We start from the raw sequence: 17696 nt of genomic DNA on the forward strand, positions 1-17696 counted from the left end.
CGTAATCAGCTACTGCGGGGGTATGACCATCGGCAGCTGGTTGAAGCACCAGGCGACTGCGGGGGCAGATTCAACGGCTGCGGGGACCATGGAATCAGATCAGGAAGTCCGAACGGCCATGCCGGATCCACTCATATCGTGGAGATGTCGGATCAGCCAGAGCGGATGTGGTTTTCGATCCGTTATCTTTGACTCCGCCAGCCAGTGAAAAGGCCCCGCTCGCCGTGAGCTTTCCGGCAGTTCCGTCCCAGTAGCGCGCGTCCCGTTCCCAGTGCACGTCAACAAGTAGCTCCAGCATCGCGTTGACACTCAACGACTGCTGCGGATCCTTGTTCCACGAGGCAGTGCGATGCGCGACGGCACCGAGCGCCGAGAACACTGCCGGCGATGCGATTACCGTTGTCGTGCGCCGCTCGAATGCGCTAGCGAACCGTGTCAGGAGCTCGCTGAGGGCCGCTTGGATCTCTGCGAGTGCGATCTCCTCGGTGCAGCCTTCCGGGAGCGCGGGGAGGGGTCCGCTGGTCTTGTCGAATCCGGCCTTGCCGAAAATCATTGTGATCACAAACGATCGCAAGGTCGACAAAGTCATCCATTCGGTGTCGGATGCACCGAGTTGCCGCTGGCGCACAGAAACCAGATCCTTCAGGTTGACAACCTTGGCACCGACCCGCACCTCGATCTTGTCGAGCAGCGCCAATGTGATCCTGGTCGCGACGTTGGCAGAGTCGGAGGCCAACGCGACGGTCTTATTGGGGATTACGCCGAGCAGGTTCCGATCATGAAAAATCTGACGTGCGGCCACGAGATCCATCCCGTGATAGATCTCGACTCCGACCAACCGCCCGTTCGTCTGCTCGCTCGAAATCCCGTACGCGTCAGGATCTTCGCGCAATAGGAAGTGGGCGAGATGCTGAGTCTCAGCATCCACAAGCACGCCGCTGACGTCCCACGGAAGATATGCGATGCTGTCGACTCCGAACGTGCTCGGCAATTGGACAACGTCGAGCGGCCTACGGACCCAGAGGGCGAAAGGAGGGGTGGCCCAGCGCTGGTCACGATCGCCCCGAAGGACTTCTGCCAGGTAGCGCGCATACGCCTTGGCGTTCTCAGCCTTCTTCGTGGACTTGATGTTGCGCTGAACTTCATTGCGGGTCTCCGCCTGATCGCGCTCGTCCTTCGACAGGAAACGGAGCGCCTTGGTGTTCTCAGCTTTGCGCGGGTCCGGCACGATGCGCGCGAGCTGCCCCCACGGCATAGTCGTGAGCAGCCGGCTCGGGCTAAGCTCAAGTACCCGCAAGGGGTCTCCCAGACCGCGATTGATCTCGGTCGCATATTCTGTCGTCTGAATACTCACCAGCTACCCCTGTCGCATCACTGTAGGTTGCGGTCCATCCGCCGCGAGAATACAGAACTGCGGGGCCACTGCCAAGCCAAAATTCAACCCCGCAGTTATTTCCCGAGCTCTAGCTCCTCCTGAAGTTGCGCCTACAGACCGCTGGCCTGCAACAAAGCACACGCCGCGACCGCCAACACGGCCACGCAGACGACTAGCCGCATAGTCTGTCCCCAACCAGTCAGAGCCTGTCGCACTGTCTTCCCGAGCTCCGGCCACATATCTTCGTCCTTTGATCGCGCCTTCAAGGTCGAGAACCAGTGCACCACCATCGAACTCGGAAATCACCGTGGCTGTTTGCTCCTGCGCGAGGTTGCACGTGTTTGAGCGCTTCTGACGGGTTTTGATGACTTCGCCCATGAAAATCCATCAAATTCTGTCGACGCAATCACGCAGGGCCAGCTGCCGGAGGGACAATCTTCGTACTCGCTGCACCCCTGGACTGGGAGCCGGCGAGGCCAGATCTTCGGGCGATTAATTTCCGACGCTCGATCCGTCAGTACCGTTATAGGACACATGCACAAGACCGGGAGGACCCCGTCATGCAGAAAATCGTCACGAACCTCTGGTACGACACCCAGGCCGAAGAGGCCGCCGAGTTCTACTGTTCGCTGTTCCCGGACGCCAAGATCGTCGACGTGCAGCGCTACAGCGAAGCCGGCCCGCGCGAAGCCGGCCTCGTCATGACCGTCGACTTCGAACTCGCCGGCCAGCGCTTCACCGCCATCAACGGCGGCGGCGACTACCACTACACCCACGCCATGTCGCTGCTGGTCAACTGCGACAGCCAGGCCGAGGTCGACCGCCTCTGGGATGCCCTGCTCGCCGACGGCGGCCAGGAAATCGAATGCGGCTGGCTCAACGACAAGTACGGCATCCCCTGGCAGATCTGGCCGGCCGAAGCCAACGAACTCATGACCGGCGACCCGGAAGCCGTCAACCGCGCTATGAAGGCCATGCTCGGCATGCGCAAGCTCGATGTTCAGGCCATGCGCGACGCCTACGAGAACAAGGCCAGCTGAGTCCAGCGCTACTCGGAGGATCGACCCAACGCGGTCGATCCAGATCCTCGCGGGCTTGTGTGGATCGACCGGATTCCGGCATTCGGTGCATGCCGGGTGGTAGCGGACAGGTATGGTCGGGCCGAGAAACAACTGCACACCGAACGGGGGCTCGCACCAGCGGGCTGAGAGGACGGCTAGCCCATTTCAGGGCGTTCAGGGCCGTCGACCGTATGAACCTGACCGGGTAATGCCGGCGTAGGGAGAGATTCACATGGGCAAACAAGCCACGTCCGAAACCGTCGACACCGTCACCACGGGGCCGATCGAAGGCAGCGTCAAGCACTATCTCGAGGTCGACGACCCCGGATCAAGCCCGGGGCAGGCTCTGCGAATTCCGGTGCGGCGCATCAATCTCACCAACGGTGAGCACTTCGATGTGTACGACACCTCCGGGCCGTACACCGACGACAACGCCACCATCGATCTGGAGGCGGGACTCGCGAAGCTGCGTGACACCTGGACCAAGCCCGACGTCGAAGGCCCGCCGACCCAGCTGGCTTGGGCGCGGCAGGGCATCATCACCCCCGAGATGCGCTTTATCGCTGCGCGCGAAGGGGTTTCGGAAGAGATGGTGCGCGAGGAGGTCGCCGCGGGCCGCGCGGTGATCCCGGCCAACCACAACCACCCGGAACTCGAGCCGACGATTATCGGCAAGAAGTTCCTGGTGAAGATCAACGCCAATATCGGCAACTCCGCGGTGTCCTCCTCGATCGCCGAGGAAGTGGAGAAGATGGTGTGGGCGACGCGCTGGGGCGCGGACACCATCATGGATCTGTCCACCGGCAAGAACATTCACGAGACCCGTGAGTGGATCCTGCGCAACTCCCCCGTCCCGGTCGGCACCGTGCCGATCTACCAGGCGCTGGAGAAGGTGAACGGCGATCCGACCCAGCTCACCTGGGAGATCTACCGCGACACCGTGATCGAGCAGGCCGAGCAGGGCGTGGACTACATGACCGTGCACGCCGGCGTGCTGCTGCGCTACGTGCCGCTCACCGCCAAGCGCGTCACCGGCATCGTCTCGCGCGGCGGATCCATCATGGCCGCATGGTGTTTGGCGCATCACCAGGAATCGTTCCTGTACACGCACTTCGAGGAACTCTGCGAGATCCTGGCGCGCTACGACATCACCTTCTCCCTCGGTGACGGCCTGCGTCCCGGCTCCATCGCCGATGCCAACGACGCTGCCCAGTTCGCTGAACTGCGCACCCTCGGCGAGCTCACGAAGATCGCGAAATCCTATGGCGTGCAGGTGATGATCGAAGGCCCCGGCCACGTGCCGATGCACAAGATCGTGGAGAACGTGCGCCTGGAGGAGGAGCTCTGCGAGGAGGCCCCGTTCTACACCCTGGGCCCGCTCGCCACCGATATCGCACCGGCCTACGACCACATCACCTCGGCCATCGGCGCGGCCATCATCGCCCAGGCGGGCACCGCGATGCTCTGCTACGTGACCCCGAAAGAGCATCTGGGACTGCCGAATCGGGACGATGTGAAGGTCGGCGTGATCACCTACAAGATCGCCGCGCACGCCGCCGACCTGGCCAAGGCGCACCCGCACGCGCAGGACCGGGACAACGAATTGTCCAAGGCCCGTTTCGAATTCCGCTGGCGCGACCAGTTCGCGCTGTCGCTGGATCCGGACACCGCGCGCGAGTACCACGACGAGACCATGCCCGCGGAACCCGCCAAGACCGCGCACTTCTGCTCCATGTGCGGACCCAAGTTCTGCTCTATGCGCATCTCCGCCGACGTGCGGGAATACGCTGAGCAGCAAGGACTTACCGACGTCGAGGCCATCGAGGCCGGGATGGCGGAGAAGTCGGCGGAATTCGCCGGCGCGGGCGGCAAGGTGTATCTGCCGATCACGTCTTCCTAGGAATCACGCACCGAAATGCCACCGGAGACGAGTGACGTCTCCGGTGGCATTTCGTCCCCCGGGCGGGAGGTCGGTGGGGCGGCGACGATTCCGAGGGGCGCCGAAACCGTCGCCGCCGTCTGAGGGGTCAGCGGCGACGGGGGCCGTTCTCGTCGGGCCAGTAGTCGCCTTCCCAGCGGCCCTTCACGCCGATCGAGCTGCCCACGAGTTCGTCCATGGGTCGCTTGGCGGGCCGCTTGCCGTTGCCGACCATCGGCTCCACCGCCTGTTTGATGGCGGGGGCCGCGGCGCGGGGCACCGTCTGCTTGATGGGCGTGCTGCGCGGCACCATCCGATCGACGCGTTTGATGACCGGCTTCTCCACGATCCGCTCGGCGACCATGTCGACCTTCTTGGTGACGATCTTCTCCACCAGAACCGGCTTCTGCACAGTCTTTTCGAGCACCTTGCGCACCGGCTTCTGCACGGTCTTCTCCACGATGCGCGGCTTCTCGACCATCTTGGTCACGGTCTTGGTCACCGGCTTCTGGATCACCTTTTCCACGATGCGCGGCTGCTCCACGATCGTGTCGACCTTCCAGTCGACGTTCTTGGTGACGGTCTTCTGCTTGATCCGCGGCTTCTCGACCATCCGGTTGACGATCTTGTCGACCTTCTTCTCGGTGACCTTCTCGACGATGCGCGGCTTCTCGGCTGTCACGTTGACGACCTTCTCCACCGGCACGTGAGTGACCTTCTCGCGGATCTTCGGCTTCTCGACCAGCTTGTCGACCACCCAGTCCACGGTCTTGGTGGTGGTCTTCTGCTTGATGCGCGGCTTCTCCACGATCTTGTCGATCGTGTGCTCGACCGGCCGCGAGATGACCTTCTCCTTAATCCGGGGCTTCTCGACGATCTTGTCGACTTCCCAGTTCACGGTCTTGTTGATGGTGCGGTGCACGACCTTCGGCTTCTCGATCACCTTGTCGACGGTCTTGGTGACCACCTTGGTGACCGGCTTGACCACGACCTTCTCGTGCACCACCGTGCGCGGCACTTTGACGATTTTGATGACCGGCTTGTCCTCGTAGATCTTGACGACCTTCTCCACCGGCCGCCGCACGACCTTGTAGACGATCTTCTCGACCGGGACCTCGACAACCTTCTCGACGATCTTGATGACCGGCTTCTGCACAACCTTCTGGATCACTTTCTGCACGGGCTTCTCGACCACCCGCTCCTTGATCTGCTGCACCGGCACCTCGACGACCTTGTCGACGATCTTCACCACCGGCTTGTGCGTGCGGCGCTCCACGGTGACGTGCTTCTCGATCACCTTGTCCTGGATTTCCACGACCGGCTTCTCGACCATGCGCTGCACCCGGACCGGCTTGCGCTTGATCCGGTCGATGATCTTGGCGACGGGTTGTTCCACGGTGCGCGGGATCTCGACGGTCTGCTTGACGACCCGGTCCACGATCTTGATTTCCGGCTGCGTAATCACGCGCTCGACGGTGACCGGCTTCTTGACCACCTTGTCGACCATCTTCGGCATGGCCTTCTGCACCTTGCGCTGCACGGTGACCGGCTTCGGCACGACCTGGTCGACGATCTTGACCATCGGCTTCTCGATCTTGCGCTGCACGGTGACCAGCTTCGGCACGATCCGGTCGGTCACCTTCGCGACCGGCTTCTCCACCATCCGGGTCACCTTGACCGGCTTCCGCTTGATCCGGTCGACCATCGTGACGACCGGCTTCTCGACCATCCGGGAGACCCGAACCGGCTTGTCGACCACCTTGTCCACGGTGTCGACGACCAACCGCTCCACCAGCCGCTCCATCCGCACCGGCTTGTCGACGATCTTCTCGATCGGACGCTCGACGAGACGCTGCACCATGATGGGCCGATTCACAACCTTGTCGACGACTTTCATCGTGCTCTGCGATTTGGTTGTCTTGCGGTTGGACTTACCGTTCGCACTGCTGGCCATTATGCCTCCAATGGAATTGGTCTTCCGGTCTCCCCATTCGAATTAATCGGCTGGAACCCCTGGCTATTCAACCAGGGTTCAAATGGCGCGCGGAAACAATTCGGTATTATTTGTATTTCGACCGGGCGAATTACATCGTCGAAATTATCAATGGCCGCCGGTGACCCGAAATCCCCGCGGCACCAGCCAGACCGCGACCACGGCCACCACCGCGACGATCGCCGCCGAAATATAGGACGTGATGGTCAGCGCGACATCGAAAGCGTGCCCGGTTTCGGTGAGCACCTGGGAACGCGCGACCGGGTCCAGCTCCGAGGCCACTTCGACCGCGCCGCCGACCGAACCGCGCGCTTCCTCGAGTGCGGCGCCGTGCAGCGGGATCTCGGTCATGTTCTCGCTGAAGATGCGCGCGTGGATACTGCCGAGCAGCGCCACGCCCAAGCCGATGCCCAGCTCGTAGTTGGTTTCCGAGACCGCGCCCGCCTGCCCGGCGCGCTCCGGGGGCACCGCGGAGACCAGGACCGCCGCCGCTGCGGTGACCGCGAGCCCGTCACCCAAGCCGAAGGTAGCCAGAACCAGGGCGATCACCGGATAGGTCGTAGGTTCCGGACTCAACGCCAAACCGAGGAAACCTAGTGCGAGCGCGCCGAGGCCAATGGCGAGTACCCCGCGCACACCTATGCGCTGCATCAGCCACGGCGTGGCCAGCGAGGCGGCCAGCAAGGTGATGGCCGAGGGCATGGTGCGCAAACCGGCCTGCGACGGGGAATAGCCGTGAATGTATTGCAGCCACAGGGAGATCAGGAACAGGGCGGCGCCGATGGCGAGCATGGCCAGCAGGGTGGCCAGGGCGGCGGCCGTGAACGGGCCGTTGCGGAACAGCCGGACATCGAGCAGCGGGTCGGCGGAGCTGAGTTGGCGGCGCGCGAACCAGGCCAAGAAAAGCAGGCCGAGCACGAAGATGCCCCAATCCACACCGCCCGCCGAACCTTTCGCGATGTGTTTGATACCCCAGGCCAAGCCGACAATTCCGGCGATGGACAGCACGGCCGACAGCCAATCCAAAGTGCCCGATTGCGGCGAGCGATATTCCGGCAGCAACCAGACGCCCGCGATAACCGTGACGATCACGACCGGCACATTCAGCCAGAAGGCCGAGGCCCAGCCGAAATCCTCGACGAGCAGGCCGCCGACAATCGGGCCGATGGTGGCGCCCGCACCCGCGACCGCGGCCCAGATGCCGATGGCGAGGGTGCGCTCCTTCGGGTCGGCGAAGATATTGCGGATCAACGAGAGCGTGGAGGGCATCACCATGGCGCCGCCGAGCGCGAGCAGGACGCGGCCCGCGATCAGCTGACCGGAACTCTGCGCGGTGGCCGCCACCACGGAGGCGATGCCGAAAAGAACGAAACCGCTGTTGAACAACAGCTTTCGGCCGACCCGGTCACCGATCGCGCCGGTGGTGATCAGCAGGCCGCCGAGGACCAGGCCGTAGACGTCGATGATCCACAGCTGTTCCAGCTGGCCGACGTGCAGGTCGTCGATCAGGGAAGGCAGGGCGACATTGAGGATGGTGGCGTCCATGGCGACCAACAGCAGGCTCGCGCACAGCACGGCGAGCATCACCCACCGCGTGGGACCGAAGTTGCGCACTGGCAAATCCGCCGTCACGTCGACCCTTCCCTAGCCCGGATGTGTCGGAGCCAGCATTGACCGCGCAGCGGCAAACATCAAGTTACCCACGCGCTAGTGGATGTTCTGCTCGATCAGGCGGTGGGCAGCACGGGTGGTGCGGTCGGTGTCGCCGGTGATCAACCGGTCCTGGATGATGCCGCGCAGACCGGAGATGAGTAGTGTCGCAACGGCTTCCGCATCGGTGACGGAATCGATCCGGCCCAGCGCCTCGGCCAGCGCGGTGACGAACACCGCGATCGCGTCGTGCGCGTACTGCGCGTAGGGGCTGACGGGGGCGCAGGCCGCGCCGAGCACTTGCAGCAGGACCCGGACACTCGTCGAGCCGCGGCCGTGGACGTTGGCCTCGAAGAAGCCGGTCAGCCGCGCCCGGAGCGCCGTGGCGTCGGTTACATCGGCGAACAGGGCCGAGATGTCGGGGCGCTGGGTGGCCAGGGCCTGGACGAGCAGTTCCTCCTTGGTCCCGAAGTAGTGGATGAGCATGCGCGAACTGGTTCCGAGCTCGGCGGCGAGCGGGCGCAGGGAGAGTTCGGCGAGGCCGTGGTCGGCGATGTAGGCGACGACGCCGGCGAGCAGTTCGGCGCGTTTGGCGTGGTCGAGAGGGCGGGCCATGGGTTGACTGTAGCGAGTGCTACAGGTATCCATGTCATCGTGACTGTAACAATCGCTTCAGAAACTCGGAATGTGGTCGTCACCGGTTATGCCGCGACCACCGCTTTGGCCGACGATGCCGAAGCGACATGGGCCGGGCTGCTCGCCGGACGCAGCGGAATCGGCCCGCTACAAGGCGATTTCGTCGACGAGTACGACCTGCCGGTGCGGATCGGCGGCACGCTGACGGCGCACCCCGGCGCCCAGCTGACGCGGATCGAACAGCGCAGGATGTCCTACGTCGAGCAGCTGGCGCTGGTGCTCGGCCGCCAGGTCTGGCAGCACGCCGGTGTGCCCGAGGTCGACGGGGAACGGCTCGCGGTCGCCATCGGCACCGGGCTCGGCGGGGCCGATGCGCTGATCACCGCGGTGGACGCGATGCGGGCGGGCGGCTATCGAAAGGTGTCACCGATGGCCGTGCCGATGGTGATGCCGAATGGTCCGGCCGCCACCGTGGGCCTCGAAATCGGTGCGAAGGCCGGGGTTTTCGCGCCGGTGTCGGCCTGCTCGTCGGGTTCGGAGGCGATCGCGCACGCGTGGCGGCTGATCCGCACCGGCGAGGCCGACGTGGTGGTCACCGGCGGCGTCGAGGGCCACATCGATGCGGTGCCGATCGCGAGCTTCGCCATGATGCGCGCCATGAGCACCCGCAACGACGAGCCGGAACGCGCCTCGCGCCCGTTCGATCGGGATCGCGACGGATTCGTCTTCGGTGAGGCGGGCGCGCTGCTGGTACTGGAATCCGAGGCACACGCGCGGGCCCGCGGCGCCCGGCTGCTCGGCCGGGTGCTGGGCGCGGGCATCACCTCCGACGCCTATCACATCGTGGCCTCCGAACCCGGCGGCAGCGGCGCGGCCCGAGCCATGCGCAAGGCGATACAGACTGCGGGGCTGCGGGTTTCGGATATCCAGCACGTCAACGCGCACGCCACCTCGACCTCGATCGGCGACGCCTCCGAAGCCGACGCCATCACCGCCACCACGCCGCACGCCTCGGTCTACGCGCCGAAATCCGCACTGGGACATTCGATCGGCGCGGTCGGGGCGCTGGAATCGATCCTCACCTTGCTCACGCTGCGCGACGAAATCGTCCCGCCCACACTGAATCTCGACAACCGCGATCCGGAGATCGACCTCGATATCGTCGCGGGCGCGCCACGGCAGCAGCGCATCGACTACGCGGTGAACAACTCCTTCGGCTTCGGCGGGCACAATGTCGCGCTTGCCTTCGGAAAGGCTTGAGTTCAGGCGTAATTCAGGCGCCAGAGCGGGGACACCGGTCCGTGGCCCGCACCCAGGTCATAGGACGCCTCGAGGCAGCGGCGAGTCCACTCCTTGGCGAATTCCACGGCGTCGGGGACGGAGTAGCCGTTGGCGAGGGCGCACGCGATGGACGCGGCCATGGTGTCACCGCCGCCGTGGTCGTTGCCGGTCTCGATACGCGGTGCGGTGAATTCCAGGAACTGCTCGCCGTCGAAGAGCAGGTCGGTGCTGTACTGCGAGGTGCGCAGGTGGCCGCCCTTGACGATGGCCCACTGCGGGCCGAGCGCGTGCAGGGCTTCGGCGGCGCGGCGGGCGGTGGCGTCGTCGACGACGTCGATGCCGGTGAGCAGCCGGACCTCGTCCAGGTTCGGCGTGACCACGGTGGCCAGCGGGAACAGCGTGTACCGCACCGCGTCCAGGGCCGACTCGTGCAGCAGCGGGTCACCGTGCATGGAGGCCGCGACCGGATCGACCACCAGCGGGATGGCGCCGTTGCGGCCGATCCCGACCTCCTGGCACACGCCGGCGACGGCCTCGATGATGGCGGTCGAAGCGAGCATGCCGGTCTTGGCCGCGCCGATGCCGATATCGCCGACCACCGAACGCACCTGGTCGGCCACGATATTCGGCGGGATCTCGTGGAAGCCGCTGACGCCCACCGAGTTCTGCACCGTCACCGCCGCGACGGCGACGCAGGCGTGCACGCCACACAGCGCCATGGTCCGCGAATCGGCTTGGATCCCGGCGCCGCCGCCGGAGTCGGTGCCCGCGATGGTGAGGACTCGAACAGGGGTCTGCCCGTCGGCGGGAATCGGCAGAAGTTTCACATAGGAGACCCTACGACCAGATGCCGTGGCCGACACCCCCGCGCCCCTGGATTTCCGCCGCTTCCTGGCCGGGCGCCAGCGCTTAAATGAAAACGATTATCATTAGTGTATGACTGTTTCCCTCGACACCCGCCTGCCCGTCACCGTGCTGTCCGGCTTCCTCGGCGCGGGCAAGACCACGCTGCTCAATCACATCCTCGCCAACCGGGAGGGACGCCGGGTGGCGGTGATCGTCAACGACATGAGCGAGGTCAACATCGATGCCGCCCTGATCGCCGGACAGGGTCACCTCGACCGGACCGAGGAGAAGCTGGTCGAGCTCACCAATGGCTGCATCTGCTGCACGCTGCGCGAGGACCTGATGGAGGCGGTGGGCAAGCTCGCCCGCGCGGGCCGATTCGATCAGCTGGTCATCGAGTCGACCGGCATCTCCGAGCCGATGCCGGTGGCCGCGACCTTCGACTGGGAATTCGAGGACGGCTTCTCCCTCGGCGATATCGCGCGGCTGGACACCATGGTGACCGTGGTCGACGCGTCCACCTTCCTGGCCGAAGTCGTACGCGGCGAAGCGCTGGCCGACCGCGAGCTGGAGGCGGGCGAGGGCGACGAGCGCACCATCGCGGATCTGCTGGTCGATCAGGTGGAATTCGCCGATGTGCTGCTGATCAGCAAGACCGATCTGGTGAGCGCGAACGCCGCCGGAACCGTGGAAGCCACAGTGCGGCGGCTCAATCCGTGCGCTCGGGTACTGCGGACCAGCAAGGGCGCGGTGGATCTGGCCGAGGTGCTGGAGACCGGCCGCTACAACCCGGTAGTCGCGGCGGAGACCGAAGGCTGGGCCGAAGAGCTTGCGGGCGGGCATGTTCCGGAAACGGAGGAATACGGAATTCGCAGCATCACCTACACCGCTGAGCGTCCGTTCCATCCGCAGCGGCTGGCCACGGCCCTCGAACAGCTGCGGGGAATGTTGCGCAGCAAGGGTTTCTGCTGGATCGCCAGTCGTCCCGACCTTGCTGCGGTGTGGTCGCAGGCCGGGCCGAACCTGACCTTCGAACCCGCCGCCTGGTGGTCGTCTCTCGAAGTGCCCGCAGGACAGGAGATCGTCTTCATCGGCGTAAAACTCGACGGCGACCGCGTCCGCGGATTACTCGACGCGGCCCTGCTGACGGATGCTGAATTCACTGCGGGACCGGGTATCTGGAAGACGCTCCCGGATCCGTTCCCGGCTTGGGGCGAGCTGCACGAGCACGCCTGAAGGTGTGCGTCCCCGGGTGACCCACGCCCTTCCGGGGCGTGGGTCACAGGTGGTCCGTGTGCGGAGGCCGGCCTGGTCATGGCCGTCATGCTCAGTTCGAGATGCTTACGGCGCGGCGCACGTAGGTCGGGTCGGTCAGCTGCTCGAGGTAGAAGGCCGCGATGTCGGCGCGGGCGATCTTCAGTTGCAAGCCCTTCTCGTTCGGACCGAACCCGCGGCGGTAGGCGCCGGTACGAGGCCCGTCGGTGAAGGCGGCGGGCCGCACGATGGTCCAGTCCACGTTGCTGGCCTGCACCAATTCCTCCTGGTGGCCGTGGTCGACGTAGGCCTTGCGCAGCACGATCCCGAAGATGATGTACTTCCACAGGAAGTTCAGGTTCGGGCGGCTGTCGCCGACACCCAGGCTGGACTGCACGATCAGGCGCTTCACCCCGGTCCGGTTCATCGCCTCGATGACCGACTTGGTGCCGCCGAAGCGCACCTGCCCCTTGCGGTCGTCACCGAGCGCGACGATCACCGCGTCCTGCCCGGCGACCGCCCGCTCGACCGAATTCGTGTCGTACACATCGCCTTCCACGATGCGCAACCCCTCGTGCTGCTGGGTGACACCGGCCGCGTTCCGAGTAAACGCGGTGACCTCGTGGCCCTGCGCCAGTGCCTGCTCGACGACGACCCGGCCGACGGTTCCGGTGGCTCCGAAGACTGCGATTCGCATTTCGTTTCTCCTTGTTTTGAAAGCTGGTGTGCTGTTGATGGATTAAGTACATCAGCGGAGAACGAGACGAACCATGGTCCGGAGTCTCGGCTACATAATCGACTGTCTACCGATATTGCGCGAAGAATTCGGTGATCTCGTCGGCCATCAACGCCGGCGCCACATGGTGCAAGTAGTGGGTGAACACGTCGTGCGTCCGCCACGACACGATGTTGCGGTGATCGCGGTCGGCGAAGCGGCGGATGCCGTGGAAATCGCCGGTCGACCCGGACAACGCCAGCGGCACCGTGGTCGGTTCGGCAGGCTGCTCGGCCTGGGCCTTCTCGAAGTAGTGCCGGATCGCCGAGCCCGCGGTGCCGGTGAGCCAGTGGATCGCGATATTGGTGAGCACGAAATCGTCGTCCAGGTCCGGGCCGAGCAGTTGAGTGTTCCACCCGAGCAAGCCGGTCGGGGAATCCATCAGCGCGTGCGCCAGCGTCTGCGGCTGCTGGGACTGCAGGATGTTGAAGCCCATCTTGTTCTTCACGAACCAGTCCAGGGTGGCCAATGACTGCTGTTCGTCGGCGGTGAGGTCGGCCATTTCACTCGGGTCACCCGAGGGGAACGAGTACACCTGCGAAACATGGACGCCGACAACACTTTCCGGAGCCGCGCGGCCGACTTCCGGAGAAATCTGCGCGCCGCCGTCATTGCCGACCGCGCCGTATTTCGCATATCCGAGGCGAGACATCAGTTCGGCCCACGCCTTGCCGATGCGCTGGTCGTTCCAGCCGGATTCGGTTGTCACACCGGAGAATCCGTAACCCGGGACGGACGGGATCACCAGGTCGAACCCGGCGGCGGTCAACGGCTCGATGACGCCGAGGAATTCGACGAAGGTGCCGGGCCAGCCGTGCGTCAGGATCAGCGGAAAGCCGTTGTCCCGCTGCGCCTTCACGTGCACGAAGTGGATGTTCTGACCGTCGATCTCGGTGCTGAACTGCGGGTAGGCGTTCAGCTGCTCCTCGACCTTGCGCCAGTCGAATCCGTCGCGCCAGTAGTTCACCAGGTGCCGCACCCGGTCCACACTCACGCCGTAGGCGTCGCCCGAACCGGGGATCTGGTCGGCCCAGCGGGTGCGCGCCAGCCTGGCCTGCAGGTCGTCGAGGTCGGCCTGGTCGATGGCGATGCGGAAGGGGGTGATGGTGGCGTTCATCGGATTCTCCTTTTGAAACGGAATGTTTCGTTCTGTTTTCAACATAGCAGAACGGATCATTCCGTTTCAAGTGGTAATCTGAAGTCATGCCGAAGACATCCGACTCCCCAGCTCCCAAGGGCCTGCCCGGGCGCAAGGCGCAGGCCGCGCGCAACGACGGGCTCATCCTGGAAGCGGCCCGCGCGGTTTTCCTGGCCGACGCGACCGCCCCGATCGCCGCCGTCGCCACCCAGGCGGGGGTGGGTATCAGTGCGCTCTACCGGCGCTATCCGAGCAAGGACGCGCTGTTGCGCAAGCTCTGCCATGACGGGTTGCGGCGCTACAACGCCGAAGCCGATGCAGCACTGGAGGATTCGGATGGCTGGCAGGGCCTGGTCGGGTTTCTGGAGCGGGTGGTCGACGCCGACGTGCACTCACTGACGGTGCACCTCGCGGGCACCTTCACCCCCGACGAGGAGATGCTGCCCGACGTCATGCACTCCGGTGAAGTGAACGCGGAAATCGTGCGCCGCGCCCACGAGTCGGGCCGCCTGCGGCCCGAGGTCAACGCGCAGGACCTCGGCCTGGTGCTGGAGGCCTGCTCGGCGATCAGCATGCCGGACCAGAAGCGCACCGCACAGCTGCGCCGGCGCACCCTCGCCATGCTCATCGCCGGTATGGCGGTCCCCCGCACCGACAACGAACTTCCAGGTCCGGCGCCTGAGCCCGGTGAATTCGCGTGGCGCTGGCAGCGCGAACGAAACGCCCGCGGACGCATCGTCGAGGCCTGATCCGGGGCCCGAAACTTGTCGGTGGGCAGGTTCATACTGGAGGTGTCACAAACACAGTCGGCCTCGACGAAGCGGCATCGACTCGAACAGCGTCGTTCGAAGTGGTTGTGACAGTGGGGCGTTGAATTACTCGGCCGAGAACGCTTGATGCAGAGGCAGGTCGGCGTTGATGGTGATGCCGTTGAGGCGCGCGTTGGCCTCGGCGAGGGCGGAGATGCTCTCGGCGAGGTAGGCGACGAACTTCTCCACGGGCAGGGCCGGATCCTGCAGGCGGTTCGCGCCGATCCACCAGTCGGTGGCGGAGGCGACGGCGCCGAAGATCGAGTAGGTGACGAGTTCGATACTCGCCACATCGATCCGGTTGTCGAGCAGGCCCGCGAACATCTCGGCGGCGCGCCGGGCCGACTGCCGCGCCGATTGCAGGGCCCGCTCGGATTCATCGGCCTGCTGGGTGAAGTGGCTGTGCAGCATGAACCGGAAGACGTTGGGGTGCTCGGTCACCACCAGCACGTATTCGGCCGCCCCGCGGCGCACCAGGTCGCGCGCCGAATCGTGGGTGAGGTCGATGCTGGCGACGATGCGGTCCCACAGCATGTCGCGGACCCGGTCGACAATGGCGTTGTAGAGGTCGGTCTTGTCCTCGAAATGCCGGTACAGCTTGGGTTTCGCCGCACCGGCTTCCTTGGCGATATCGCCCATGCTGACTTCGGGGCCGAACTCGCCGAGCGCCCGGAAGGCCGCGTCCACGAACTCCGCGCGCACCTTCAGCCGATGTGCCCGCCACCGTTCCGTGCGGGCGTCGACACGCTTGGGCGCCGCCGGGGCGGTACCGATCGCCCGGTCGCTACGCTGCTGCCCGCCGTGTCTCACGAAACCGACCGTACCAACCACAGACTCGGTACCGAGCAGAGTACTACCGCTTCTTCGACGCTGCCTCGATGATTGGATCGGACGGCTTGGCCCGCTTCTCCGCTCGCTTTTCCTTCAGGGACTTCCCGGATTTCTTGGACATGGCGCTGCGCGGAGATTTATCGGACATGTATGTCCTTCGCTTGGAGACCTGAGCGGTCTCGTTGCCCCGACCGTACGCTACGGCGCAGCCCGTGGAAGCCGAAATGGCTGGTCCGACCCCGGATGACGTTGCCGAAACGGCAAGGAAAGTGGCGCGCCGGTGCGGTTCGAGCGCACCATGGCCCGGCACGTGACGAACCCCCGGTGATAGGAGACCCGCATGACCGACAGCACCGCGCCCCAATCCGCGCAGGATTTCTGGGAAGCCTTCTACCAGGAGCGCGAACAGATCTGGACCGGCAACCCCAACCCGTTGCTGGTGCGCGAGGCCGCCGATCTCACCCCGGGCACCGCCCTGGATCTCGGATCCGGCGAAGGCGGCGATGCGATCTGGCTGGCCCAGCGCGGCTGGACCGTCACCGCCGTCGATATCTCCGCGACCGCGCTCGGGCGTGCCGCGGGCCACGCCGAGGCGGCAGGCGTCGGCGAACGCATCACCTGGACGAAACATGATCTGACGCAATCATTTCCGGAAGGAAACTTCGATCTGGTGTCGGCGCAGTTCCTGCATTCGCCGGTCGAGGCGGACGGGGAACGGAATCAGATATTGCAGCGGGCCGCGGCCGAGGCGGTCGCGCCGGGCGGGGTGCTGTTGATCGGCAGCCATGCGGGCTGGGCTTCCAACCAGCACCACAACCACCACCCGGACGTGCACTTCCCGACCATGGACGAGATGCTCGAGGCGATCGCCGCCGCGCCGGGCGAGTGGCAGGTGGAGACCAAGGACGAGGTCGCGCGGGAGTGGACCGCGCCCGACGGCAGCACCGGCGTCCGCACCGACACCGTCCTGCGGATCCGCCGGCTGAGCCGGTAGCAACCGGGTTGGCGGCACGCCCTACGACCTGACCGCGCCGCTGCCACCGGTCGACACGCTCGGGCGTAGTCGATAGCGTGACCCGGGTGAGCGGGGCTGTGAGCGGATTCCTAACTGCCGTCGACGATTTCGAACGCGCTATACGCAGCGGTGTGAGCGCGGACATGGAGGTCGCGGACCAGCGCATGCGGACGGCGTACCAGGGTGCGACACCCGCGGAACTGACGCAGGCGGGAAAGCCCTTGGTCGCCATCCTCAACGAGGTACCGCCGCTGGCCCGCGGCCAGCTCGCGGTCCTCATCGGCGCGTGCGTCGAATCCGGTGCCGACCCGGTAGCTTGCGCCCCGCGCGTGCTGGCGAACCTGGCGAAGAACCTGGCGGCCGCCGCGACCTTCGCGAAGGAGTGGGCGGAGATCATGGAGGAAGACCTGCCCGATCCGGAAGAGGATGTGGAGGTCCCGTTCACCGCGCTGTTCGAGGTGTTCGATCCGTTCGACGTCATCGCCTGGTGGACCCAGCCGGACTGGGAGCGTTCCGCCCTCGCCATGCTGCAACGGCCGGAGGTCCGCAGGCGGCTGGGACCGATCCGCGCCTTGCTGCAGGAGCGGCACGATGCCTTCGCCGAGGTCTCCGGGCGCTGGAACAAATGCCTCGACTACGTGTTGCGAGTCCTGGACGACGAACCGCTGATCGTGCTGCACCGGGAGACCGGCACCGGGTACCGCATGCGAATGTCGGGTATGGGCGACAACTTTCAGTTGCACACCCTGCTCGCCCACGAGCTGATCGGCAGCGGATTTGTCGCGGGTGAGGCGCCGTCGGCCGAGGCGGTCGCGGCGTGCCGGGACGCCGACGGCATGGTCCCGACCTTCGGCTCGTTCAATCTCGTCTCCCCCGAGGGCAATTGGATCTGGAATGAGGGCACGCCCTCGGATATCCCGGTGATCGACGGTGCACGGCTGCTGGTCCTGGATCCGGAGCCGTACCGGCGGCACTGGCCGGCCGGTCGATTCTTTCCTTATATGCCAGGCGATTTGGTGTTCGAGCGAGCCCTGTCAGCCGAAGAGGCCGCGGCGTGGTTCAGCCACGTAAAGCCCGCCGATGCGACCGGAGCTACCGAAAACCCCGCGTGAGA

Annotated in this window: 16 protein-coding genes and 1 riboswitch; of the genes, 7 read left to right on the forward strand and 9 right to left on the reverse strand. The window is 65.3% G+C overall.

The window, feature by feature from the left end; translation table 11 throughout:
• Nucleotides 1-94 precede the first annotated feature (94 nt).
• Nucleotides 95-1354, reverse strand: coding sequence for a DNA sulfur modification protein DndB (locus tag IBX22_RS15610; RefSeq protein WP_194816295.1), 1260 nt, complete (start codon nucleotides 1352-1354; stop codon nucleotides 95-97).
• A gap of 581 nt (nucleotides 1355-1935) precedes the next feature.
• On the opposite strand from IBX22_RS15610, the gene IBX22_RS15615 reads away from it, so the two are divergent.
• Together IBX22_RS15615 and thiC are read left to right on the forward strand one after the other, a co-directional pair.
• Nucleotides 1936-2415 carry a VOC family protein gene (locus IBX22_RS15615; protein WP_194816296.1) on the forward strand — a complete coding sequence of 160 codons (480 nt, stop codon included), beginning with the start codon at nucleotides 1936-1938 and terminating at the stop codon, nucleotides 2413-2415.
• Between the two features lie 133 nt (nucleotides 2416-2548).
• Nucleotides 2549-2676, forward strand: a riboswitch (TPP riboswitch).
• On the forward strand, nucleotides 2669-4336 hold the full coding sequence (gene thiC, locus IBX22_RS15620) for a phosphomethylpyrimidine synthase ThiC (RefSeq protein WP_194816297.1): 1668 nt from the start codon (nucleotides 2669-2671) through the stop codon (nucleotides 4334-4336). Its footprint overlaps the riboswitch before it by 8 nt.
• A gap of 127 nt (nucleotides 4337-4463) precedes the next feature.
• Here the strand turns inward: thiC and IBX22_RS15625 are convergent, their stop codons facing one another.
• The 3 genes from IBX22_RS15625 to IBX22_RS15635 all read right to left on the reverse strand — a co-directional run bounded on the left by IBX22_RS15625 (nucleotide 4464) and on the right by IBX22_RS15635 (nucleotide 8612).
• Entirely contained in the window at nucleotides 4464-6308 is a 1845-nt protein-coding gene (locus IBX22_RS15625; protein WP_194816298.1) for a hypothetical protein, read from the reverse strand.
• A 147-nt stretch (nucleotides 6309-6455) separates the two neighbouring features.
• A complete protein-coding gene (locus tag IBX22_RS15630; RefSeq protein WP_309234632.1) occupies nucleotides 6456-7979 on the reverse strand; it encodes an MFS transporter in 1524 nt (507 codons plus the stop codon).
• A gap of 75 nt (nucleotides 7980-8054) precedes the next feature.
• Nucleotides 8055-8612: a TetR/AcrR family transcriptional regulator gene (locus IBX22_RS15635; protein ID WP_194816299.1), complete on the reverse strand. Its 558-nt coding sequence runs from the start codon at nucleotides 8610-8612 to the stop codon at nucleotides 8055-8057.
• A gap of 39 nt (nucleotides 8613-8651) precedes the next feature.
• On the opposite strand from IBX22_RS15635, the gene IBX22_RS15640 reads away from it, so the two are divergent.
• A complete protein-coding gene (locus tag IBX22_RS15640) occupies nucleotides 8652-9893 on the forward strand; it encodes a KasA/KasB family beta-ketoacyl-ACP synthase (protein ID WP_194816300.1) in 1242 nt (413 codons plus the stop codon).
• A gap of 2 nt (nucleotides 9894-9895) precedes the next feature.
• Here the strand turns inward: IBX22_RS15640 and thiD are convergent, their stop codons facing one another.
• Nucleotides 9896-10741, reverse strand: coding sequence for a bifunctional hydroxymethylpyrimidine kinase/phosphomethylpyrimidine kinase (gene thiD, locus IBX22_RS15645; RefSeq protein ID WP_194816301.1), 846 nt, complete (start codon nucleotides 10739-10741; stop codon nucleotides 9896-9898).
• A gap of 109 nt (nucleotides 10742-10850) precedes the next feature.
• On the opposite strand from thiD, the gene IBX22_RS15650 reads away from it, so the two are divergent.
• Nucleotides 10851-11996 (forward strand): GTP-binding protein, encoded by a 1146-nt coding sequence (locus tag IBX22_RS15650; RefSeq protein WP_194816302.1) that lies wholly within the window; start codon nucleotides 10851-10853, stop codon nucleotides 11994-11996.
• 91 nt (nucleotides 11997-12087) lie between these two features.
• Here the strand turns inward: IBX22_RS15650 and IBX22_RS15655 are convergent, their stop codons facing one another.
• Entirely contained in the window at nucleotides 12088-12711 is a 624-nt protein-coding gene (locus IBX22_RS15655; RefSeq protein WP_194816303.1) for an NAD(P)-dependent oxidoreductase, read from the reverse strand.
• A gap of 106 nt (nucleotides 12712-12817) precedes the next feature.
• A complete protein-coding gene (locus IBX22_RS15660; protein WP_194816304.1) occupies nucleotides 12818-13906 on the reverse strand; it encodes an epoxide hydrolase family protein in 1089 nt (362 codons plus the stop codon).
• An 86-nt stretch (nucleotides 13907-13992) separates the two neighbouring features.
• On the opposite strand from IBX22_RS15660, the gene IBX22_RS15665 reads away from it, so the two are divergent.
• Nucleotides 13993-14676: a TetR/AcrR family transcriptional regulator gene (locus IBX22_RS15665; protein ID WP_194816305.1), complete on the forward strand. Its 684-nt coding sequence runs from the start codon at nucleotides 13993-13995 to the stop codon at nucleotides 14674-14676.
• Nucleotides 14677-14802: 126 nt separating this feature from the next.
• On the opposite strand, the gene IBX22_RS15670 is transcribed toward IBX22_RS15665, so the two are convergent.
• Nucleotides 14803-15546, reverse strand: coding sequence for a TetR/AcrR family transcriptional regulator (locus IBX22_RS15670; protein WP_309234633.1), 744 nt, complete (start codon nucleotides 15544-15546; stop codon nucleotides 14803-14805).
• A gap of 43 nt (nucleotides 15547-15589) precedes the next feature.
• A complete protein-coding gene (locus tag IBX22_RS37945) occupies nucleotides 15590-15715 on the reverse strand; it encodes a hypothetical protein (protein WP_255526438.1) in 126 nt (41 codons plus the stop codon).
• 192 nt (nucleotides 15716-15907) lie between these two features.
• On the opposite strand from IBX22_RS37945, the gene IBX22_RS15675 reads away from it, so the two are divergent.
• Both IBX22_RS15675 and IBX22_RS15680 read left to right on the forward strand, forming a co-directional pair.
• A complete protein-coding gene (locus IBX22_RS15675; RefSeq protein WP_194816306.1) occupies nucleotides 15908-16561 on the forward strand; it encodes a cyclopropane-fatty-acyl-phospholipid synthase family protein in 654 nt (217 codons plus the stop codon).
• 86 nt (nucleotides 16562-16647) lie between these two features.
• Nucleotides 16648-17694: a hypothetical protein gene (locus IBX22_RS15680; protein ID WP_194816307.1), complete on the forward strand. Its 1047-nt coding sequence runs from the start codon at nucleotides 16648-16650 to the stop codon at nucleotides 17692-17694.
• Nucleotides 17695-17696 lie beyond the last annotated feature (2 nt).

The sequence above is a fragment of the Nocardia sp. XZ_19_385 genome (genome assembly GCF_015355755.1).
In the GTDB taxonomy this organism is placed as follows: Bacteria; Actinomycetota; Actinomycetes; order Mycobacteriales; family Mycobacteriaceae; genus Nocardia.